Source organism: Bacillus sp. FSL K6-2431, from assembly GCF_038005165.1.
Taxonomy (GTDB): domain Bacteria; phylum Bacillota; class Bacilli; order Bacillales; family Bacillaceae; genus Bacillus; species Bacillus pumilus.
In genome coordinates, this window is sequence record NZ_JBBOSQ010000003.1 from 1 (window position 1) to 20,282 (window position 20,282).

The window sequence follows — 20,282 nt, forward strand, 5'->3', positions numbered from 1 at the left end:
CAGGAACAACGCTTTATACGATCGGCTCATCAAAACACGTACCTGGCATTCGCGATTATGTTGCGGTAGATGGGGGAATGAGTGACAACATTCGTCCAGCATTATATCAAGCGAAATATGAAGCGGCAAGTGCCAACAAAATGAGCCAATCGCACAATCAAACAGTTTCTATTGCAGGGAAATGCTGTGAAAGCGGAGATATGCTTATTTGGGATATCGATCTGCCAGAGTTATCACAAGGAGATTTATTAGCTGTCTTTTGTACCGGAGCTTACGGCTACAGTATGTCAAATAACTATAACCGCATCCCGCGTCCGGCTGTTGTATTTGTAGAAGACGGGGAAGCGCAGCTTGTGGTTGAACGTGAAACATATGCGGACATTGTCAAACTTGATTTACCTTATCAATCAAAAGTGAAATCATCTACGTAAAAAAGCTGCCTGTACATCAGGCAGCTTTTTATAATGACTTATTTACCTCCAGTAAATACAGAGACGATCGCGTTCCAAATGGAGACAAAGAAATCCCAAATCTTTTGAAGTAGGTTTTTCCCTTCATCTGATTCTATGAATTTCGTAATCTTGTCTTTTGCTTTATCGATTTGAGATCCTACCTGGTTCCAATCGATATTGATGTTCTTCATTTTATCGAATAGAGAAATAAGCTGATCCTTTTGATCTTGCGTTAGATTTAAGTTTAAATCAGAAGCAGCCTGATCCACTTTTTCTTCTACTTCTTTTGTTGTTTTAGGGACACCATTTTTCGCAATGTCATCCTTGATTTTTGCAATAAGGGCAGAAGCATTGTCTTTCCCGATGGAGTCACCCAATTTAGACGTTGTCACAAGCTCTTCGTTTGCTACCTGCTTCACATCTTCTGGAATGGCTTTGTCGCTAGACACTTCATAGGCTTTTAATAAACCTGTCAGTGCGGCTGTCCCAGAAACTTCAAACGGTGCAGTCACAACAACCTTAGCATCCTTGACACCGGCTGTCATTAAAGCATTTAAATACATCTCATCTGTAATGGTCTTGATGTTATGTGTATCCACAGTCAGACCAGTACCTGATTTTTCAATGGTGATAGATGAAGATGATAATGCTCTCGTCCCGATAGAAGAACGGGGGATATACTTTCCTAAATATTCATGCTCTTCTTTATTGGTTACTTCAATTTTTGTCGCATTTTCAGGTGGATTCAACTCGTCAAGCACCTTTTGGCGATCAGCCGGAGTTAAGTCTTGCCCAAGTGTGACGATGACATCGCCGACAGCTGCATCCGCTAAGCTGACTTTTGGCGCACCAATGAGGAAAAGGAGCGCTGCCATCATACTAAGCATTGATTTTTTAAACATGTTGACCTCCTTCAAGTCGAAAGGGTTCCTCTTTCAAGAGAAACTCATCTTTTGAGTACACGTAAAGAAATGTACTCCATCATATAGACGTAACAAATCGATTCGACGTTTCAATTTTCTTTTTAAGATGTTTTCCTTTTCCAATAAATAAAGCCCTGTTGCTCATTCTGTTATCAATTTAATAGGAAAAAAGGATCAAGCTCTTCTATTGTATCAATCCTAAGAAAAGAGGTAAATCACAATCAAAGAGCAGGGGATGTTTAACATGACCGAAAATGTGCTATAATGAGCGTTGTTTAACCTGAAAGGAGAATGTGAAAAATGGCAAAAAAAGGATACATACAACTAACGAATGGTAAGAAACTTGAGTTTGAACTATACCCAGAGGCTGCTCCAGGTACAGTAGCAAACTTTGAAAAATTAGCGAATGAAGGCTTCTACGATGGATTGAAATTCCACCGCGTCATCCCAGGCTTCGTAAGCCAAGGTGGCGATCCAAACGGTAATGGAACAGGCGGTCCTGGTTACACAATTAAATGTGAAACAGAAGGGAATCCACATCAACACGAAAGAGGTTCATTATCAATGGCGCATGCTGGAAAAGACACGGGCGGCAGCCAATTCTTTATCGTCCATGACCCGCAGCCGCACTTAAACGGTGTTCACACTGTTTTTGGCAAAGTAACATCTGGTATCGAGGCTGTTCTAGATATGGAACAAGGCCAAGGAATGGAAAAAGTCGAAGTTTTCGATGCTTAATCCAAAACACCGCTTAAACGCGGTGTTTTTTTATTATCAATCTGATTTTACGGTTATTTGTTCCTTGAGGCGGTAGGTGATGAACCAATATAAAAGGGCAATAGCGCTAACAGAGGCGCCAAATAAACATACTCCGCTCCAGCCATTGTTTGCGTATATGCTAGTGGAAGCAATGGAACCAGTCGCACTGCCGATGGAGTAAAAAATCATATAAGCAGCAGTGAGCCGGCTTCTCGCCTCAGGCAGCACTGTGAAAATCATACTTTGGTTGGTCACATGTACGGCCTGCACAGATAGGTCAAGAATAATAATACCGATGATTAATAAAATGAGTGAATATTCAGTGAAAAAGATAAAAAACCATGAAACGAATAATAGGACAAGGGCTATACAAGTTGTTAATTGTCCTAAGCCTCGATCAGCAAGGCTTCCTGCCCGAGTAGCGCCTAATGCTCCGGCAACTCCAGCAAGACCAAATGCACCGATCGCCGTATGTGAAAGATTGTGTGGCGAGCTGCTGAGAGGCAGCACGAGCGAAGTCCACAACGTACCAAACACGATAAAGATCAGAAAACCCAGTATGCCTCGGATGCGCAGAATTTGTTCTTGTCTGAACAATGTAAACATTGAAGCAAGCAGCTTCATATAGGATATTGACGCTCTCTCGCTATCAGCCCGCGGGAGATACCGGTATAACACGGAGGTTATGATGAGCATCATAACGGCAGACACGAGATAGACTGACCTCCAGCCGGCGAGATCGGTTAGTACACCAGCAAACGTTCGTGCGAGAAGAATACCAATCACAATGCCACTTTGAACCAAGCCCACGATACGGCCTCGTTCTTCAGGAGCAGCCCATGTCGCTGCGAACGCTACGAGTACCTGAGTGACCACAGCAAGCATGCCGACGGAAGCCAGCCCTATAAACAGGACGGTGGCAGTAGGGGCGATGCCGACTAGAATCAGAGATAACACGGATACTAGCATCTGAGCCATGATGAGCCGCCTTTGATTGAACAGGTCACCAAGTGGTACGATCAGTAGCAGTCCTAGTGCATAACAAAGCTGAGTAATCGTAATGACAATGCCAATGGATGAATAGGTGATGCCAAACTCGGATGCGAGGGAGTCTAATAACGGTTGTGCAAAGTATATGTTTGCAACTGCCATCCCGCAGGCTGACGCAAAAAGCAGAGCCATATAGCGAGTCATCGCTTGCTTCGGTTTGTTTTGTAAATGAGCCGTTTCCAAATCAAGATGTTCTATGGAAATGATTTTTTCTTTCACCATGCATGTCGTCGTCTCCTTTTGTACTAAAAAGTATAATATACTGATCGGTATATTATGATTACTGTTAAGGATAACCAACAAAACATTTTAAAGTCAATACTTTCATCTTGAAAGAGGAAGGAAATTTGACAATCATACGTCGATAAAATAAAATTATAATGTACCGACTGGTAATCAAATAGACAATAATATCAAAAAATAGATACCTGACTTTGTGAAGAAATTTTAATGTTGAAATGAGGAATTGCTGATGGTTCGACAACGGGAATTTGACAAGGAAAAAGCGTTGGATGAGGCAATGGTGCTTTTTTGGGAAAAGGGGTATAGGGCCACTACATTAAGCGATTTGACTGAAAAAATGGGAATACAGCGGCCAAGTTTATACTCAGCGTTTGGAGATAAAGAGGAATTATTTGAGGCTGCATTACGCAAATATACAAAGCAGCATGCTGCCCATATTCGAACAAAACTTCAAAACAAACTTTCTGTCAAGGAAGCATTTCATACATTATTTGCAGATTTAGTAGAAGAGGAATATAGAGATGGTCCGAGTAAAGGGTGTTTTTGCATCAATACAATAGTGGAACTTGCGCCACACGAAGAGAAATTTGAAATTCTGACAAGAGAGCATCAGATGTATCTTTCCGTCATTTTCGAAGAAAGAATTGTTCAAGGTATTCGCTCGAGTGAGCTCAAAAGTAGCCTGAATGCGAAAGCTTTAGCACAAACACTGGTCGTTTCTTTCATAGGACTGACCGTCCTCATGAAATCTCGTCCAGAACGTTCATTTGTAGATCATTCTGTAGCGACGATACTTTCCATATTAAAATAATGACAACATGCTATGGTATCCTCCTTCAATAAGAGTGATAGCGTATTTTGAACTAAATATCAAAATACGCTTTTTCTTTTAGGACACAGTGGTGGACAAAATTCGATTTTGTGATATGATAAGAGAACAAACATTCGTATTTGTGGGTGTCGCCACATTGTCAGTACAAATCTAAAAAGCGTGGTCATGCTGAAAGAAAGCAGGAGATAATTTGAAACCATTAACAAAAGAAGAAAAAGATCAAATGATGATTGCCATTCAGCGTTACTTTGCCGAAGAACGAGAAGAAGAAATTGGTGAATTAGCAGCCATCAATATACTAGAATTTATCACAAAAAACCTTGGAAGCTACTATTATAATCAAGGGGTTCGTGACAGCCGGAACATCGCTGTTCAGAGATCGCAATTGTTAGAGGAAGATTTATTTGCACTCGAAAAAAGATGATCATCAATAATGTGCGCCTTGCTAACTGATAAAGAGGAAAGAGACCCCCTTAATAAAGAACGCATATTCGTATCATATGTAATGATGAAAAGGTGGAACCAAAGGTCCATCTCAATCGTTATATAAGTAACCATTAATGGAAATCAGCTTTTTTGGTTTTATTTCATCAAAAGAAGGAATAAAACATACAAATAGGCGAAGTGCAGATGATGGAGGTTCTAAATATGGGGAAAATTAAATTGAAAATGGCCATCTTATTTGTTTTACTGCTTTGTTTAGGCGCAGGTTATTTATACATGAATGGCATGAAAATTGAAGATGTGCCAACAGCCATTGGTGAAAGCTTAACAAATAATGATAAAGATTATACCATCTATGAATATACCATTACGAAAATTGACGGAGATGAATATTACGGTCAAGCAAAAAACGGCACAAAAATCATTTTTAGTGGAAAGAAATTCGAAGATGATGTGGCCGACTTGAAGAAAGGTGATCGTATTAAAGCCTACTTTAGTAATGAAAAGAGAATAGATGGTCTTATAAAAGTAGTAAAAGTCGTTAATTAACAAGTCTCCTTTCCTATAAGGAGGCTTTTTTTGTGAGAAATCTTGATTGTTGCATTTGACAACAAGGATCGCTATAATAGCCCCTAAGGACAGCTAAATATCGATTGTATCCTTCGGGGCAGGGTGAAAATCCCGACCGACGGTAATAAAGCAAATGCTTTACAGCCCGTGACCCGTTAATTTATTAACGGTTGATTCAGTGAAAAGCTGAAGCCGACAGTGAAAGTCTGGATGGGAGAAGGATAAAGAAAGCTATGAACGAAAAATATTTGTCGATCATAGTTTTATTTCTGATGCAAAAAAGCCAAAGCCCCGGAATTTTTTCCGGGGCTTTCTGTATGTTCATGTAGTGAATAGACCGGCATGCAGTGTTTATTAGGTGATCCCTCATCTACCTTGTATGGACCATAAAAAGCGACGAAGGTGCTCAATCGATCACATGTCCCTAACATCGCTTTTTTAAAAAGTGAGAAATACAAATGAAAAGAAAGGGAGGATCACATGTTTACGGGGATAATTGAAGAAGTAGGTGCAGTTCAGTCATTAAGCAAAAAGTCAGCAGATGCCATAGAAATTGTCATTCAGTGCAGCCGTGTGCTAGAAGATGTTCACCTCGGAGACAGTATTGCGATCAATGGTGTATGTCTTACAGTCACAAGCTTTACAAAAGCACAGTTCGCAGCAGATGTGATGCCAGAAACGGTCAAAGCGACATCACTGGATCAGCTGACATCAGGCAGTCCAGTGAATTTAGAGCGGGCCATGTCCTCGAATGGACGATTCGGCGGTCATTTTGTCTCAGGCCATGTTGACGGGACGGCAGTCATTACCCGAATAGAAAAGAAAAGTAATGCCATTTACTATGATTTAGAGATGGACAAGACCCTCACAGATATGCTCGCGCAAAAGGGTTCGATCGCAATAGATGGTGTCAGCTTAACCATTTTCGATTTGCAAGATTCACACGTCACAGTCTCTATTATTCCTCATACGCTTGAAGGAACTATTTTCCCGACTAAATCTATGGGAGAGATCGTGAATATAGAGTGTGACATGATCGGTAAATACATCTATCGCTTTTTAACAAAAGAACAAGGCGGAAAGCAGCCATCCCGATTGACCCCATCATTTTTAAAAGAGCACGGATTCTAGGAGGCGATTGTATGTATCATTTAGTAGAAGAAGCAGTAAACGCTCTGAAAGAAGGAGAAATCATTATCGTAGTGGATGATGAAGACAGAGAAAACGAAGGAGATTTTGTGGCACTTGCTGAGCATGCCACGCCTGAAGTGATTAACTTTATGGCTTTACATGGAAGAGGTCTCATTTGTACACCGGTCCATGCGTCGATTGCCAAACACCTGAACCTGCATCCAATGGTAGAACAAAATACAGATGCACACCATACAGCTTTTACAGTGAGCATCGATCATGTGACAACGACGACTGGTATTAGTGCTTTTGAGCGCTCTACGACCATGCTTGCCATGTTAAATAAAGACGCAACTCCAGAAGAATTTGCCCGCCCAGGTCATGTATTTCCGCTCATTGCAAAAGAAGGCGGCGTACTAGAAAGACCAGGTCATACAGAGGCGGCGGTAGATCTTGCGAAACTGGCAGGTTCAGAGCCAGCGGGTGTCATTTGTGAAATCATGAATGTAGATGGCTCAATGGCGCGTGTTCCAGAACTAAAAGAAATCCAAAAACAGCACGGTTTAAAGATGCTGACAATAGAAGCATTGCAAACCTATTTAAATAATAAAGAAACAGCAGCTATCGAAACAAAATAAAAAATCACAAAAAAGGATGATCAACATATGAATACAATACAAGGGCATGTAGTAGCAGAAGGATTAAAATTTGCAATTGTCGTCGCGAGATTTAATGATTTTATTACAAGTAAACTGCTTGACGGAGCAGAAGATACATTGCTCAGACACGGAGCAAACGGTGACGATATTGATGTCGTGTGGGTACCGGGTGCTTTTGAAATTCCGTACATGGCAAAAAAACTAGCTGAAACAGAGAAATATGATGCTGTCATTACACTTGGAACTGTAATCAGGGGCGCAACAACTCACTACGATTATGTTTGTAATGAAGCCGCTAAAGGAATTGCTCAAAGTGCCATGTCAACAGGGGTACCGATTATCTTTGGTGTACTAACAACAGAATCCATTGAACAAGCTATCGAAAGAGCCGGTACAAAAGCTGGAAATAAAGGCAGCGAATCGGCTGCAGCTGCCATTGAAATGGCGAATCTCAACCGTACCTTTCGTTAATTTAGTGAAAAAGAGTTTAAAAACGGTATAAAAATGTTTATAATGTGTGATGAGCAAATGATTCGTGAGACATTTGCTGGACATAAGGATAATTTGAATATTGAGGGGTATATATGTTAATTCGTTATAAGAGGTCTTTTGAAAAAATTGCCATGGGGCTACTCTCCTTCATGCCGGGTGAGAAAGACGTCAAACAGCTTCAGCAGACGATGAAGTCATATGAAATGGATGAAAATCGGCAGCTGTTCCTTTGGAAAGATGGCGAGGATATCGTAGGTGCTATTGGTGTGTTGAAAACAGACGACCAAGTACAAATCGAGCATATTAGTGTGAATCCATCCCATCGAGATCAAGGAATCGGCAAGGAAATGGTTTTAGCCGTGGAAGAGGTATTCAAAACCAAAACACTCATTCCAAATGAATTAACGCAAGGCTTCTTTCATAGGTGTCACAGCGAAACAAATTAAATATCACACATGTAAAAGCAGAGGCTACAGTCCTCTGCTTTTTTTACGTTCGATTTGCTTTTTTCGTTCAAGCAATACATCTGTCCGGTCACGCAGTCTATGTTTTTCGATCAAAAATGTGTGGGATAAGTTGCTCTCCTGGCCAAAGATCAGTCCGTCTTTTTGAGCCATTTCTTGGCATAGAGACAGGAGCGCTTCATCTTTAATCGGGAGCATCACACTTTCGTAGGGCATGTCTTCAGCCATTTTCTTCTTCAGCGTTCTCAGAAGTTTGAGAAACGCCTCATCATCCAGACCGAGGTTCGATAATACGGGCCGGTTTGCTTCCAGCAAGTGGAGGCTATTTGAAATGAGCCGTTTTGCACCTTTTCCATTTCCCCGTCTTTGATGATACAAAGCAACGGCAAGCTGAATGAAGCCAACCCAATATTCTTTGCGCTGCTCAGGCGGGTCTTCCTTCCAATATTCCTCAAGAATTTCATGACACTCAAAATAATCTCTTGTCGTATGAAATTCATGTAAAAAAGCCACGTACGCTTCAGGATACACAGTGGTCATCTCCTTTTCCACTCTCAGTCTAACATATTGAAAAGAAAAGAAGAAAGAGCGCCCTTCGTGAAAGGACGCTCTGTTTCTTTAATAAACCCAAGCCGCGCCAACGATGATCAGCAAGATGAAAAGCACGACAATAAGCGCGAAACCTCCACCAAAGTTATAGCCATCTCCCATAATGATACGGCCTCCTTTTTCATCAGTTCTGTTTACAATGGTATTCTATGTATAAATGCCCTGAGTGGTATGGGCGAAACCACTGTTTTTCTTATTTTGCCTAGGACATCATGGTCGAAATTATATTGGACGAGAGCTTTATCCTGTCTTATACTAAAGGTTAGCCGGTGAAACGGTACTTAGAAGACAGTAGAAATGGTGAGAAAAAATGCTGGAATATCAGGTGAAAATAGATTCGTTTGAAGGTCCATTGGACTTACTTTTACATTTAATCAACCGGTTGGAAATTGATATTTATGATATTCCCGTTGCTAAAATTACGGAGCAGTATTTATTATATGTCCATACCATGAGGGAGCTTGAACTTGATGTGGCAAGTGAATATTTGGTGATGGCTGCAACCCTCCTGAGTATTAAAAGCAGAATGCTCCTTCCGAAACAAGAGGAAGAGCTATTTGATGAAGACTTGCTTGAAGAGGAAGAGGACCCTCGAGAAGAGCTGATTGGCAAACTGATTGAATACCGAAAGTATAAAGATGCAGCACAAGAACTAAAGGAACGCGAGGAAGAAAGGCAAAATGCCTTTACAAAACCTCCGAGTGATTTAAGCGAATTTGCAAAAGAATCGGAAGCGAAGGACACAAACCTGCATGTCACGGTGTATGATATGTTAGGTGCGTTCCAAAAGGTATTGAACCGAAAGAAAATAACGAAACCAGCACCATCTAGGATTACAAGACAAGAAATCCCGATTGAAGACAAAATGAATGAGATTATGAACCATTTAAGAAAAACGAAAAAGCGGACCAATTTCATGACTCTATTTCAACATGATCAAAAGGAGCACCTTGTCGTGACGTTTCTTGCTGTTCTTGAATTGATGAAAGGTCATCAAATCATGTTAGAGCAGGAAGGAAACTTTGAAGACATTTATATTATAGGGAGTGAAACGATTCATGACGCTTGATATCGTGAATTGGAAAGCCATCATAGAAGCGCTGCTTTATGCAGCAGGTGACGAAGGCTTAACAAAAAAACAGCTCATGTCTGTTCTTGAAGTAGAAGAGGCAGCGTTACTCGATATGATGTCTGCCGTAAAGGAAGAATATCAAAAACAAGAACGAGGAATTGAGCTCATTGAATATGCAGATTCATATATGCTGCTGACGAAAAAGGAATACAGCATTTATTTGAAAAAATTAGTCGAGACCCCATCCAAAGGTTTGTCTCAGGCAGCGCTTGAAGTACTCGCAATCGTTTCTTATAAACAGCCGATCACACGCAGTGAGGTAGAAGAAATCAGAGGAGTCAAATCAGAGCGGGTGCTTCATAGTTTAGTAGCCAAAGCGCTGCTCTGTGAAGTTGGACGTGCCGATGGCCCTGGGCGAGCAATTCTTTATGGGACAACACCTACCTTTTTAGAGCAGTTTGGCTTAAAGGCATTGGATGAATTACCGCCACTTCCAGAGAATGTGGAAGCAGATGGTGTACAAGAAGAAGCTGATCTATTTTTTGAAAACTTCAATCAAACATTTGAAGAGATAAAATAGTTCAAAAGAATGAAAAATGTATGATAAAATATAAAAAAGATTTTAGGTCTAACATCTATTGATGTCAGATAAAATGGTCATAAAGCCATGAGGGGAAGGTAAACACAAAACAAATGGCACATATGAATGTAAAGGCTCAAGTTGATCAAGCAGGCGTCTTTTTATCAAAGGTTGCAACTGAAATGAATGGTTTTCTGAACGAAGCTACCTTATCAAGTATGAAACGATTAAACCCTGAAGCGGAAGCCTATTATTGTGACATATTGAATACATTACGGAAGCTTGCAGTGTACAGCGAGGATGCAGCGGCAGTTTGCAGGAAAATCAGCCAGCAGCAGACATTCCCGCAGCAAGCCGCGCAGCAGACGCTTCACCGTATTTATCATCAATGTATTGAAGAGTTTTTCACGCCGAAAAAGGATACATGGTATGAAGACAGCCGTTCCGCATATACAGGAAAGAGCAGCATTGTTTTCCACCATGAAGTATCCGCTGAGATCAAACGATTATTTTCTTCATTAGAAAAAGATTTTTTAGCGATGAGAGAAGAGCTAGAATATACGACATCTCATCAGCAAATGAAAATGGTATAAGCAAGAGGAAGGAGCGTCTCTACATATAGAGACGCTTTTTTTTATGGACGAGGCATCATAACTTTTTCAGCCGCGCATACACTTGTACAAAACGGACAAGGACGTGAATGAACATGCCCTATTTAAAAATTGGAACAGCAGTCCTTCTTCTATTTACACTCTTACTGCCTTTTTCCTCACATGCCAAAGCAGATATGTCATTATCAGTGAGTGCAAGAAGCGCCATTTTAATAGATGGACAGTCAGGCAGAGTCCTATTTGGAAAGGACGAGCATGAAAAAAGAAGAATCGCCAGTATTACGAAAATTATGACGGCAGTATTAGCCATTGAATCAGGAAAAATGAAAGACACCGTCAAAGTATCAAAGCGCGCGATACAAGCAGAGGGCTCATCGATTTATTTAAAAGAAGGGCAGAAGGTGAGCCTAGAAGACTTGACATACGGGCTTATGCTGCGTTCTGGAAATGATGCAGCTGTTGCCATTGCAGAGCATGTGGGCGGCAGCTTAGAAGGATTTATTTTTATGATGAATCAAAAAGCATCTGAACTAGGAATGGAGAATACGAATTTTCAAAATCCGCATGGACTCGATGATCATAAACATCATTATTCATCAGCCTATGACATGGCTATCTTAACAAAATACGCCACGGAGCATAAACAATATCAAAAAATTGCAGGCACGACTTTCTATAAAGCAAAAACGATGGAAGGCTATTGGAAAAATAAAAACAAGCTGGTCACCGGATTATACAAATATTCAACTGGTGGGAAAACGGGATATACGAAGCTTGCAAAACGCACACTTGTCTCTACTGCGGCAAAAGGGGATGCGGCACTTATCGCTGTGACCATTAATGCGCCAGATGATTGGAAGGATCATATCTCTATGTTTGAATATGCATTTGATCATTATAAAACGTACGTACTTGCTGAAAAAGGAAGACTCGCTTCATTAAAAGGAACCTTTTACGAAAAAAAAGCATTTATCAAACGTGATGTGGACTATTTTTTAAATGAAGATGAGAAAAAGCTAGTAGAAATTGAAACGGAAATGCTTACTCCTCAAAAGAAGTGGAAAAAAAACGCCGAGGCCATCCCGGATGTTGTAGGGAAAATGACGTTTTTATTAGATGGACAGGTGATCGAGCAAGTACCGATTTTTTATGAAAATAAACGAAATCGAATGCCTCAAAAAAGCTTCCAAGAAATGTTTAAGTCTGTCTTTCAGACATCTATAGGCGGATCTTCATGGTCAATCTAATTTGGGTATTCCTCACTGTCATCGGTCTTGTGTACGCGATGTTCAACGGAACGATGGAGGAAGTAAACGAAGCTGTATTTAAGGGATCAAAGGAAGCAGTGACCATTTCAATTGGTCTGATTAGTGTCCTCGTTTTTTGGCTCGGGCTGATGAAGATTGCAGAAGAGGCAGGCTTGTTACATTTCTTTAGTAAATTGTGCCGTCCCTTTATTTCAAAGCTATTTCCGGATATTCCGCCTAACCATCCTGCGATGGGATATATTTTGTCCAATCTGATGGCGAATTTCTTTGGTCTCGGGAATGCCGCTACACCGCTTGGGATTAAGGCAATGGAGCAGATGAAAGCATTAAACGGCGGGAAAAATGAAGCAAGCCGGTCCATGATTACATTTTTAGCGGTCAACACATCCTCTATCACACTCGTGCCAACAACCGTCATTGCAATTAGAATGACCTATGGTGCAGATCAGCCAACAGACATTGTAGGGCCAACCATTTTGGCGACACTCATTTCAGGCATTGGTGCCATTCTCATTGATCGCTATTTCCACTATCGCAGAAGCAGGCGGGGGTGATCTCGTGTCATTTATTAACTGGCTGTCACTTGCTTTGATCCCACTGATCATCGCAGGAATTTTAATTGCGGGAACCATTAAAAAAGTACCGACCTATGAAACATTTGTCGAGGGCGGGAAAGAAGGTATTCAAATTGCCTTTTCAATCATTCCTTATTTAGTCGGCATGCTCGTGGCCATTACGATATTCCGCGCGTCTGGTGCGCTTGATTTTGTCATGGGACTGTTAAAACCCGTGTTTACAGCGATCGGCTTCCCGGCAGAAGTGGTGCCGCTTGCGTTTATTCGTCCGATATCTGGCACAGCTGCACTCGGGATGACATCAGACCTCATTGCGACATATGGACCAGATTCATTTATCGGACAGCTCGCAGCTGTCATGCAAGGGTCAACTGATACCACTCTCTACATTTTAACGGTCTATTTTGGGGCAGTCGGTATAAAAAAAATGGGAGATGCGCTGAAAGTAGGTCTGTTAGCGGACCTCATTGGCATCATTGCATCTGTCATCATCGTCAGTTTGTTATTTAGCGGCGCCTAATGAGGCGCTTTTTTGTCTTTCAATGGATGGAAAATTGCTTTTTAGCTGAAATTAAACAGACGAATCGCTTATTTTTCCACGAATGCTTGTTTGTTTTAAGTCAAGCAAGTAAGATAGTACATGAGGTGAAAGACAAAATGGAACGTTTACAGAAAGTAATTGCACATGCCGGCGTCGCTTCTAGACGAAAGGCAGAAGAATTAATTAAAGAAGGACGAGTTACCGTTAATGGTCAAACAGTGACAGAGCTCGGAGTAAAAGTGGGCTCTTCAGATAAAATTGAAGTCAACGGATTAAAGCTTGAAAGAGAAGAACCGGTTTACTTTATGCTTTATAAACCGCGCGGCGTCATTTCAGCTGCCGAGGATGATAAAGGACGTAAGGTTGTCACAGATTTCTTTGATGACGTTCCGCAGCGCCTTTATCCAATCGGCCGCTTAGATTATGATACGAGCGGTTTGATTTTAATTACAAATGACGGGGAATTTGCCCATAAGCTCATGCATCCGAAATACGAAATTGATAAAACATATGCAGCGAAGCTAAAAGGCATCCCATCAAAGGAATTGCTTAGAAAGCTAGAAAAAGGGATTATGTTAGATCATAAAAAGACTGCACGTGCTCGTGCCAAGATGCTTTCTATCGATAAACGAAAGCAGACATCTATCGTTCAATTAACCATTCATGAAGGCAGAAACAGACAAGTGCGCCGTATGTTTGAAGCGATCGGTCATGATGTGTTAAAGCTAAAAAGAGAGCAATATGCGTTCCTTCATATTGAAGGCATGAGACCAGGAGACCGCAGAGAATTAACACCGCATGAAGTAAAGCGCCTGAGAGCAATTGCAGATCACGGGAAAAGCGCTTTTTAATTTTCACATAAACTTCAAAAAATGAAGAAGCATCAAAAGAAGGAGAATGCTATAATTTACCTGAATGTCTATGGGGAAGGGGTACTTCAGATGAAAAAAAGACGGTTTTTCATACGGACGGGCATTCTCCTCGTGATGCTTGCTGCACTATGTTATACCATGTATAACTCAGTATTTGCCAAACAGGATCGGGTCAAAGAAGGATCTATTGCGCCAAACTTTGTCCTTCAATCTGTGGATGGGGAACGGATTGAATTAAAGGACTTAAAAGGCAAAGGTGTCTTTCTTAATTTTTGGGGGACCTGGTGTGGTCCATGTAAACAAGAATTCCCTTACATGGCAAATCAATATGAAGTGTTCAAGGATCGCGGTGTGGAAATTGTTGCAGTCAATGTTGCAGAATCCAATATTGCCGTGAAGAATTTTATGGGGTCCTATGGCGTGAATTTTCCTGTTGCCATGGACAAGGATCGTCAAGTGACAGAGGCATATGATATTACGCCGCTGCCAACCACATTTTTAATTAATCCTGAAGGCAAGGTAATCAAAGTCATAAAGGGAACCATGACAGAACGTAATGTCTATGATTATATGAATTTGATTAAACCAAAGGGGTCATAGAATGAAAGAGGTAAAATGCGAGTGTGGACATATTAATCCAATCGGTACTGTTTTATGTGAATCCTGCGGGAATCCTATTGCGGCTAAAGAGAAAAACTCTTCAAAGCTGCTTGATATGAGATATGACGGCAGTGCGAGACGCTCGCAAACATACAACAAAACGATTGTTGATAAAGTATGGAACTTTTTTTCTTCCGTTAAGGTGGGTGTGTGGCTGATTGTCATCACACTGCTTGCTTCCTCATTAGGAACGATTTTTCCGCAGGAGCGGTTTATTCCGCCAGGTGCATCTGCTTCCACCTATTATGAAGAGCAATATGGGTCGTTTGGCAAGCTGTATTACACACTTGGATTCCATGATCTTTATAATTCTTGGTGGTTTTTAGCTTTAGTTGCATCCATCGGAATCTCCCTTGTCATTTGCAGTCTCGACCGGGTTATTCCTCTTTATCGAGCACTTAAAAACCAAGGGGTTATTAAAAAAGAAGGCTTTATGAGAAGACAGCGTCTGTTCAGTGAGACAGACAAAACGTTAGATCAGCATACATATGAAGGCATCAAGAAAGCAATGAAACAAAAGCGTTACCGCGTGCGAGAAGAAAACGGACATATTTTAGCGGAAAAAGGCCGCTTTTCACGCTGGGGCCCTTACGTCAATCACATTGGATTAATCATCTTTCTCATTGGATCAATGCTCCGGTTTGTCCCAGGCATGTATGTGGATGAAACGCTGTGGGTTAGAGAGGGTGAAACTGCCCCAATTCCAGGCACAGATGGTCAATATTTTTTGAAAAATAATGCGTTTTCAATTGACCGCTATGAAACTGGAAATGAAAAAGAAGTGTTTGAGAATGCGATTGAAAGAGCTGGCGACGGTCAAGTAGTGAAAAGTTATAAAACCGATGCCACTTTATACAAACGTGAAGGGGAAGTTGTGTTTGGTGAAAAGCCCAAGCTGAAGCAGGTATCAGAACACGATATCAAAGTGAACGAACCGCTCAAGTTTGATCATTTCTCATTATATCAAGTGGATTTTAAACAAAATGAACTCGATCAAATGGTCTTTCAGCTGATTCGTAAAGATACAGAAAAATCTTTCGGAACAGTGAAGATTAATCTGCTGGAGCCTAAGTCAGAATATGATCTTGGTAGCGGTTACAAAGTCAAAGTGATGAGCTATCTCCCTGATTTTTATTTTGACGATGATGGAACGCCGAGTACGAAAACAAGGAATCCGAATAATCCTGCTTTCGTGTTTGAAATGGTTTCTCCTGAAAAGCCTAAAGGTGAAAAAAGCTTTGTGGCGATTCAAGAGACAGTAGAGGGCTCTGATAATAACCTATATAAAATGAAGTTTGATCGAGTGGAAACGAAAAACGTCACGGGATTGACGGTGAGAAAAGATTTAACTCTTGGGGTGCTCATCGTAGGCGGGATCATCTTCATGATTGGTGTCGTGCAGGGGATGTATTGGCAGCATAGAAGAATTTGGCTGTCTGCAAAGGATGGAAAAGTATTTGTGGCAGGACACACAAACAAAAACTGGTTTGGGTTAAAGTCTGATCTTGGCGTGATCCTAAGTGACAGCGGCATCAAACAGCCAGTTGATCAAAAAGAACTGCCTGATACAACAAGTATCAGCAAAAGCAAGGGGGAAGGATTAGATGGCAGCAGTCAGTGAAAACCTGTTATTTGCAGCTTTTCTATTGTATTTAGCGGCAGTTCCTTTTTTTGGTGGTGCCATTAAAGGAAAAAAGAAAGTTGATGGACCGCGCAGAAATAAGGCGGCACTTATCGGTATTACGCTCACCATCATCGGTTTTTTAAGTCAATTTGGCTACTTTATTTCAAGGTGGATGGCGTCTGGTCATGCACCAGTCAGTAATTTGTTTGAATTCACAACGGCTTTTGGCATGATGCTTGTGCTCGCATTCATCATTTTATATTTTGTGTATCAAGTGTCTGTACTTGGTTTATTTACACTTCCAATCGCTTTATTGATTATTGCCTATGCAAGTATGTTCCCATCTGATATATCACCGCTAATTCCTTCATTACAAAGTAATTGGCTTTATATTCACGTGACAACAGCAGCACTAGGGCAAGCCATTTTAGCGATCAGCTTTGTGGCAGGTGTCATCTTCTTATTAAAACATGTCGATCAAACAAAACCAGGGAAGAAGACATTTGGTTTAGAGCTTGTCATGTTTATGATTGTTGTGACACTTGCATTTATCGCAGTCACGTCCATCTTTAGAATGACAGGATACGAAGCGAAATTTAATTGGGTCGATAAAAATAAAGAGGAAAGTGTGATGGTCTATGAGCTGCCAGCTCTAGTTGGACCTCATAAAGGAGAGCTTGTGACGCAAGATCGTTTGGAACCGTTTGTTGATTTGCCGCCTGTTTTTTCAGGAAGAAAGGTCAATACGGTGTTATGGTCATTCGGCACGGGGCTGATTTTGTATGGACTGATTCGCTTGATCATTCGCAAACGACTGAGTGCTCTGCTTCAACCGCTCGTGAAACAGGTGAACCTAGATTTAGTCGATGAAATTGGATACAGAGCTGTTTCCATTGGTTTCCCTGTATTTGCGTTAGGTGGGCTCATTTTTGCAATGATCTGGGCGCAAATTGCATGGACTCGGTTCTGGGGCTGGGACCCGAAGGAAGTATGGGCATTAATTACGTTTCTCTTTTATGCAGCCTACCTTCATCTTCGCTTATCCAGGGGCTGGCATGGCGAAAAGTCCGCTTGGTTAGCTGTCATCGGATTCGCCATCATTATGTTTAATCTCATCTTTGTCAATCTTGTGATTGCAGGGCTTCATTCTTACGCGTAATCACATGAAAAAGGCCAACTTTTTATGAATCGATTCGGCTTTTTGTTAAAATGAATGTAACAACGGAGAAAGCAGGAGGATTGTCTAATGGAACACACAACTCAAACGAAAATATTAGTCGTAGATGATGAGGCAAGAATTCGCCGCCTTTTAAAAATGTATTTAGAACGTGAAAATTATGAAATCGATGAAGCTGAAAATGGAGATGAGGCCATTCAAAAAGGACTCCAAACAGATTATGACCTCATTTTGCTCGATTTAATGATGCCTGGTACAGATGGGATCGAAGTGTGTAATCAAATTCGAGACAAAAAAGCGACCCCAATCATTATGCTGACGGCAAAAGGAGAAGAAGCCAACCGCGTGCAAGGGTTTGAAGCAGGTACGGATGACTACATCGTCAAACCTTTTAGCCCGCGTGAAGTTGTTTTACGTGTGAAAGCATTGCTCAGAAGATCTTCTCAAACGTCTTATCTCAATACTGGGACAACAACAAAAGACGTCCTTGTGTTTTCTCATCTTTCAATTGATCACGACGCGCATAGAGTGACAGCTGATGGCAAAGAAGTCAGTCTCACGCCGAAGGAATATGAGCTTTTATATTTCCTTGCGAAAACACCGGATAAGGTTTATGACAGAGAGAAGCTGTTAAAAGAAGTATGGCAGTATGAATTCTTTGGAGACTTGAGAACAGTCGATACCCACGTCAAACGACTTCGCGAAAAGCTGAATAAAGTGTCACCAGAAGCTGCGAAAAAAATCGTGACGGTATGGGGTGTCGGGTACAAATTTGAGGTCGGCGCTGAATGAAACTGTGGAAAAGTGTCGTTGGAAAGCTATGGTTAACCATTCTCTTCCTCGTCCTCATCGTTTTATCTATTTTAACCGTGCTTCTTTTAGAGTTCATTGAAAATTACCATGTAGAAGAAGCAAAGTCAGATTTAACGCAAATGGCAAATAAAGTGGCGGTCATTTTAGAAAGCCATGACGATCAATCACTCGCAAGGTCGATTACATCAGAGCTTGCTGACAAATTGACGAGTATTGCGATTATCCAAGAGGACGGGCTAGAGTGGTATTCGTCTGAAAAAGACGGGAAGCTTCCTGCGATTACAAAGAAACAAATTGAAGCAGACGGTGATTTGAATCAAGCACTAAAAGATCGTAAAAAAATCAGTAAACGTGCAGAACCAAATGCAGGCAATCATAAGGATGAACGAATTGTTGTCGGTGTTCCATTTGAGGCAAACGGAAAAAAAGGCATGGTCTTTCTTTCTCAATCATTACTTGCGGTAGAGCAAACAACAAAACATACGACGCGTTATATCTTCCTAGCAGCCGGAATTGCCATTGTTCTGACCACTATTTTCGCGTTCTTCTTATCAACACGTGTCACCTATCCTCTTAGAAAGATGAAAGAGGGAGCGCAGGATCTGGCGAAAGGGAAATTCGATACAAAGATTCCTATATTAACGCAAGACGAAATTGGAGAACTGGCCATCGCCTTTAACCAAATGGGCAAGCAGCTTAAATTTCATATCACAGCTTTAAATCAAGAAAAAGAGCATTTGTCCAATATTTTAAGCAGTATGGCTGATGGTGTCATCACCATCAATATTGATGGAACGATCCTCATGACGAATCCTCCTGCAGAACGATTCTTGCAGGCATGGTATTACGAGCAAAATATGAAGATCAAAGATGGAGATGAACTGCCTCCAGAAGCGCGAGAATTGTTTCATACAGCCGTCAGCACGGAAAAAGAGCAAATGATTGAAGTCACACTGCAAGGACGTACTTGGGTTCTTCTCATGTCTCCGCTTTATAATCAGCAGGACGTTAGGGGAGCAGTTGCGGTCCTTCGTGATATGACAGAGGAACGAAGACTTGATAAGCTGAGAAAAGACTTCATTGCCAATGTCAGTCATGAACTTCGTACTCCAATTGCTATGCTGCAAGGATATAGTGAGGCAATTGTAGATGATATTGCTGGCTCAGAAGAGGAAAAGAAAGAGATTGCGCAAATTATTTACGACGAATCACTTCGAATGGGGCGTCTTGTGAACGATCTTCTAGACCTAGCGAGAATGGAAGCTGGCCATATTACACTGAATCTTGAATCAACAGATACAGAAGAGCTGACCGAGAAGATTTACCGCAAGTTTCTTGGTATAGCAAAAGAAAAGCAAGTTGATCTCACATATGACATTCAAGTGGATGAACCGTACTTTGTACTCGATCCGGATAAAATTGAGCAGGTGTTTACGAATCTTATTGATAACGCCATTCGTCATACACCAGAAGGCGGAGAGGTTCACTTCTCGGTTCAATCGGTGGAAAGCGGTCTGAAAATGGATGTGAAAGATTCAGGAAGCGGAATCCCTGAAGAGGATCTGCCATTTATTTTCGAACGTTTCTATAAAGCGGATAAGGCAAGAACAAGAGGGCGTTCTGGTACTGGACTTGGTCTTGCGATTGTGAAGAATATCGTAGAAGCACATCAAGGCTCCATTCATGCACATAGCAAAGCGGGTACTGGTACACACTTTACCTTTTATATTCCGAGAAAAAAGCAGGAACTCGTCTAATCCTGACGAAGAATCTTGTTACATGAGAAACACTTCTTTTCGAAAGAAAAAGAAGTGTCAGCGTGTAGACAAACCCTCGCATTCGTTGTCAGGTCTGCGCGCTG

At 41.3% G+C, this 20,282-nt stretch carries 24 protein-coding genes, 1 pseudogene and 1 riboswitch; of the genes and pseudogenes, 21 read left to right on the forward strand and 4 right to left on the reverse strand.

The features are described 5' to 3' along the window. Nucleotides 1-431 (forward strand): diaminopimelate decarboxylase family protein (locus MHH40_RS18670; RefSeq protein WP_445661693.1); only part of this gene is annotated, 431 nt, incomplete at its 5' end. Between the two features lie 38 nt (nt 432-469). Here MHH40_RS18670 and MHH40_RS18675 read toward each other — a convergent pair. Continuing rightward, on the reverse strand, nt 470-1,354 hold the full coding sequence (locus MHH40_RS18675) for a DUF1002 domain-containing protein (protein WP_003215933.1): 885 nt from the start codon (nt 1,352-1,354) through the stop codon (nt 470-472). A 321-nt stretch (nt 1,355-1,675) separates the two neighbouring features. Here MHH40_RS18675 and MHH40_RS18680 point away from each other — a divergent pair, with 321 nt between their 5' ends. After that, complete coding sequence (locus tag MHH40_RS18680) at nt 1,676-2,113, forward strand: peptidylprolyl isomerase (RefSeq protein ID WP_003215505.1); 438 nt, start codon at nt 1,676-1,678, stop codon at nt 2,111-2,113. Between the two features lie 36 nt (nt 2,114-2,149). Here MHH40_RS18680 and MHH40_RS18685 read toward each other — a convergent pair whose 3' ends face one another. Next, complete coding sequence (locus MHH40_RS18685) at nt 2,150-3,406, reverse strand: MFS transporter (RefSeq protein ID WP_050943820.1); 1,257 nt, start codon at nt 3,404-3,406, stop codon at nt 2,150-2,152. A gap of 250 nt (nt 3,407-3,656) precedes the next feature. On the opposite strand from MHH40_RS18685, the gene MHH40_RS18690 reads away from it, so the two are divergent. The 7 genes and pseudogenes from MHH40_RS18690 to MHH40_RS18720 all read left to right on the forward strand — a co-directional run bounded on the left by MHH40_RS18690 (nt 3,657) and on the right by MHH40_RS18720 (nt 8,001). Continuing rightward, nucleotides 3,657-4,238 carry a TetR/AcrR family transcriptional regulator gene (locus MHH40_RS18690; RefSeq protein ID WP_050943821.1) on the forward strand — a complete coding sequence of 194 codons (582 nt, stop codon included), beginning with the start codon at nt 3,657-3,659 and terminating at the stop codon, nt 4,236-4,238. 211 nt (nt 4,239-4,449) lie between these two features. After that, nucleotides 4,450-4,683: a DUF2164 domain-containing protein gene (locus tag MHH40_RS18695; RefSeq protein ID WP_050943822.1), complete on the forward strand. Its 234-nt coding sequence runs from the start codon at nt 4,450-4,452 to the stop codon at nt 4,681-4,683. Between the two features lie 224 nt (nt 4,684-4,907). After that, entirely contained in the window at nt 4,908-5,252 is a 345-nt protein-coding gene (locus tag MHH40_RS18700; RefSeq protein ID WP_003215701.1) for a hypothetical protein, read from the forward strand. 105 nt (nt 5,253-5,357) lie between these two features. After that, nucleotides 5,358-5,499: riboswitch (FMN riboswitch) on the forward strand. Nucleotides 5,500-5,753: 254 nt separating this feature from the next. Beyond that, nucleotides 5,754-6,404, forward strand: a complete 651-nt coding sequence (gene ribE / locus MHH40_RS18705) for a riboflavin synthase (RefSeq protein WP_212045942.1) — start codon at nt 5,754-5,756, stop codon at nt 6,402-6,404. An 11-nt stretch (nt 6,405-6,415) separates the two neighbouring features. After that, a pseudogene (ribB, locus tag MHH40_RS18710) lies at nt 6,416-7,021 on the forward strand (3,4-dihydroxy-2-butanone-4-phosphate synthase); the annotation flags it as partial. Nucleotides 7,022-7,069: 48 nt separating this feature from the next. Next, nucleotides 7,070-7,534, forward strand: a complete 465-nt coding sequence (gene ribH, locus MHH40_RS18715) for a 6,7-dimethyl-8-ribityllumazine synthase (protein ID WP_012010433.1) — start codon at nt 7,070-7,072, stop codon at nt 7,532-7,534. Nucleotides 7,535-7,647: 113 nt separating this feature from the next. Continuing rightward, entirely contained in the window at nt 7,648-8,001 is a 354-nt protein-coding gene (locus MHH40_RS18720; RefSeq protein WP_106028745.1) for a GNAT family N-acetyltransferase, read from the forward strand. 24 nt (nt 8,002-8,025) lie between these two features. On the opposite strand, the gene MHH40_RS18725 is transcribed toward MHH40_RS18720, so the two are convergent. Both MHH40_RS18725 and MHH40_RS18730 read right to left on the reverse strand, forming a co-directional pair. Beyond that, nucleotides 8,026-8,550 (reverse strand): DUF309 domain-containing protein, encoded by a 525-nt coding sequence (locus tag MHH40_RS18725; protein WP_212045943.1) that lies wholly within the window; start codon nt 8,548-8,550, stop codon nt 8,026-8,028. Between the two features lie 87 nt (nt 8,551-8,637). Beyond that, the gene (locus MHH40_RS18730) at nt 8,638-8,730 is read right to left on the reverse strand and encodes a YjcZ family sporulation protein (protein WP_012010430.1); all 93 of its coding nucleotides are present in this window, start codon (nt 8,728-8,730) and stop codon (nt 8,638-8,640) included. A 208-nt stretch (nt 8,731-8,938) separates the two neighbouring features. Between MHH40_RS18730 and MHH40_RS18735 the strand changes: the two genes are divergently transcribed. The 12 genes from MHH40_RS18735 (at nt 8,939) to MHH40_RS18790 (ending at nt 20,178) form a co-directional block, all read left to right on the forward strand. After that, nucleotides 8,939-9,697 (forward strand): segregation/condensation protein A, encoded by a 759-nt coding sequence (locus MHH40_RS18735; RefSeq protein ID WP_050943826.1) that lies wholly within the window; start codon nt 8,939-8,941, stop codon nt 9,695-9,697. After that, on the forward strand, nt 9,687-10,280 hold the full coding sequence (gene scpB / locus MHH40_RS18740) for an SMC-Scp complex subunit ScpB (RefSeq protein ID WP_034661126.1): 594 nt from the start codon (nt 9,687-9,689) through the stop codon (nt 10,278-10,280). Before MHH40_RS18735 ends, scpB begins: the two co-directional genes overlap by 11 nt. Nucleotides 10,281-10,393: 113 nt before the next feature. Then, nucleotides 10,394-10,873 carry a YpuI family protein gene (locus MHH40_RS18745; protein ID WP_003215803.1) on the forward strand — a complete coding sequence of 160 codons (480 nt, stop codon included), beginning with the start codon at nt 10,394-10,396 and terminating at the stop codon, nt 10,871-10,873. A gap of 113 nt (nt 10,874-10,986) precedes the next feature. After that, complete coding sequence (locus MHH40_RS18750; RefSeq protein WP_212045944.1) at nt 10,987-12,138, forward strand: D-alanyl-D-alanine carboxypeptidase family protein; 1,152 nt, start codon at nt 10,987-10,989, stop codon at nt 12,136-12,138. Beyond that, the gene (locus MHH40_RS18755) at nt 12,126-12,713 is read left to right on the forward strand and encodes a nucleoside recognition domain-containing protein (protein ID WP_003215919.1); all 588 of its coding nucleotides are present in this window, start codon (nt 12,126-12,128) and stop codon (nt 12,711-12,713) included. Before MHH40_RS18750 ends, MHH40_RS18755 begins: the two co-directional genes overlap by 13 nt. A 4-nt stretch (nt 12,714-12,717) precedes the next feature. Continuing rightward, nucleotides 12,718-13,254 (forward strand): spore maturation protein, encoded by a 537-nt coding sequence (locus tag MHH40_RS18760; RefSeq protein WP_003216139.1) that lies wholly within the window; start codon nt 12,718-12,720, stop codon nt 13,252-13,254. Nucleotides 13,255-13,391: 137 nt separating this feature from the next. After that, nucleotides 13,392-14,126 (forward strand): 23S rRNA pseudouridine(2605) synthase RluB, encoded by a 735-nt coding sequence (gene rluB / locus MHH40_RS18765; protein ID WP_034620508.1) that lies wholly within the window; start codon nt 13,392-13,394, stop codon nt 14,124-14,126. Nucleotides 14,127-14,216: 90 nt separating this feature from the next. Next, nucleotides 14,217-14,747, forward strand: a complete 531-nt coding sequence (resA, locus tag MHH40_RS18770) for a thiol-disulfide oxidoreductase ResA (protein WP_003215793.1) — start codon at nt 14,217-14,219, stop codon at nt 14,745-14,747. 1 nt (nt 14,748) lies between these two features. Continuing rightward, nucleotides 14,749-16,428: a cytochrome c biogenesis protein ResB gene (gene resB / locus MHH40_RS18775; RefSeq protein ID WP_003215850.1), complete on the forward strand. Its 1,680-nt coding sequence runs from the start codon at nt 14,749-14,751 to the stop codon at nt 16,426-16,428. Then, nucleotides 16,412-17,590, forward strand: a complete 1,179-nt coding sequence (gene ccsB / locus MHH40_RS18780) for a c-type cytochrome biogenesis protein CcsB (protein ID WP_050943828.1) — start codon at nt 16,412-16,414, stop codon at nt 17,588-17,590. The genes resB and ccsB overlap by 17 nt, the downstream gene beginning before the upstream one ends. 87 nt (nt 17,591-17,677) lie before the next feature. Continuing rightward, nucleotides 17,678-18,400, forward strand: coding sequence for a response regulator transcription factor (locus MHH40_RS18785; RefSeq protein ID WP_003215596.1), 723 nt, complete (start codon nt 17,678-17,680; stop codon nt 18,398-18,400). Further along, the gene (locus tag MHH40_RS18790; protein ID WP_003216141.1) at nt 18,397-20,178 is read left to right on the forward strand and encodes an ATP-binding protein; all 1,782 of its coding nucleotides are present in this window, start codon (nt 18,397-18,399) and stop codon (nt 20,176-20,178) included. The genes MHH40_RS18785 and MHH40_RS18790 overlap by 4 nt, the downstream gene beginning before the upstream one ends. The last annotated feature ends 104 nt before the right edge of the window (nt 20,179-20,282 follow it).

Bases quoted from the DNA above. Each gene is read 5' to 3' on its own strand.
- MHH40_RS18750 (WP_212045944.1), top strand. From the start codon at position 10,987: ATGCCCTATTTAAAAATTGGAACAGCAGTCCTTCTTCTATTTACACTC.
- rluB (WP_034620508.1), top strand. From the start codon at position 13,392: ATGGAACGTTTACAGAAAGTAATTGCACATGCCGGCGTCGCTTCTAGA.
- MHH40_RS18785 (WP_003215596.1), top strand. From the start codon at position 17,678: ATGGAACACACAACTCAAACGAAAATATTAGTCGTAGATGATGAGGCA.
- MHH40_RS18675 (WP_003215933.1), bottom strand. From the start codon at position 1,354: ATGTTTAAAAAATCAATGCTTAGTATGATGGCAGCGCTCCTTTTCCTC.
- MHH40_RS18755 (WP_003215919.1), top strand. From the start codon at position 12,126: ATGGTCAATCTAATTTGGGTATTCCTCACTGTCATCGGTCTTGTGTAC.
- resB (WP_003215850.1), top strand. From the start codon at position 14,749: ATGAAAGAGGTAAAATGCGAGTGTGGACATATTAATCCAATCGGTACT.
- MHH40_RS18720 (WP_106028745.1), top strand. From the start codon at position 7,648: ATGTTAATTCGTTATAAGAGGTCTTTTGAAAAAATTGCCATGGGGCTA.
- resA (WP_003215793.1), top strand. From the start codon at position 14,217: ATGAAAAAAAGACGGTTTTTCATACGGACGGGCATTCTCCTCGTGATG.
- MHH40_RS18700 (WP_003215701.1), top strand. From the start codon at position 4,908: ATGGGGAAAATTAAATTGAAAATGGCCATCTTATTTGTTTTACTGCTT.
- MHH40_RS18690 (WP_050943821.1), top strand. From the start codon at position 3,657: ATGGTTCGACAACGGGAATTTGACAAGGAAAAAGCGTTGGATGAGGCA.
- ribE (WP_212045942.1), top strand. From the start codon at position 5,754: ATGTTTACGGGGATAATTGAAGAAGTAGGTGCAGTTCAGTCATTAAGC.
- MHH40_RS18745 (WP_003215803.1), top strand. From the start codon at position 10,394: ATGGCACATATGAATGTAAAGGCTCAAGTTGATCAAGCAGGCGTCTTT.
- MHH40_RS18685 (WP_050943820.1), bottom strand. From the start codon at position 3,406: ATGGTGAAAGAAAAAATCATTTCCATAGAACATCTTGATTTGGAAACG.
- ribH (WP_012010433.1), top strand. From the start codon at position 7,070: ATGAATACAATACAAGGGCATGTAGTAGCAGAAGGATTAAAATTTGCA.
- MHH40_RS18680 (WP_003215505.1), top strand. From the start codon at position 1,676: ATGGCAAAAAAAGGATACATACAACTAACGAATGGTAAGAAACTTGAG.
- MHH40_RS18730 (WP_012010430.1), bottom strand. From the start codon at position 8,730: ATGGGAGATGGCTATAACTTTGGTGGAGGTTTCGCGCTTATTGTCGTG.
- MHH40_RS18735 (WP_050943826.1), top strand. From the start codon at position 8,939: ATGCTGGAATATCAGGTGAAAATAGATTCGTTTGAAGGTCCATTGGAC.
- scpB (WP_034661126.1), top strand. From the start codon at position 9,687: ATGACGCTTGATATCGTGAATTGGAAAGCCATCATAGAAGCGCTGCTT.
- ccsB (WP_050943828.1), top strand. From the start codon at position 16,412: ATGGCAGCAGTCAGTGAAAACCTGTTATTTGCAGCTTTTCTATTGTAT.
- MHH40_RS18790 (WP_003216141.1), top strand. From the start codon at position 18,397: ATGAAACTGTGGAAAAGTGTCGTTGGAAAGCTATGGTTAACCATTCTC.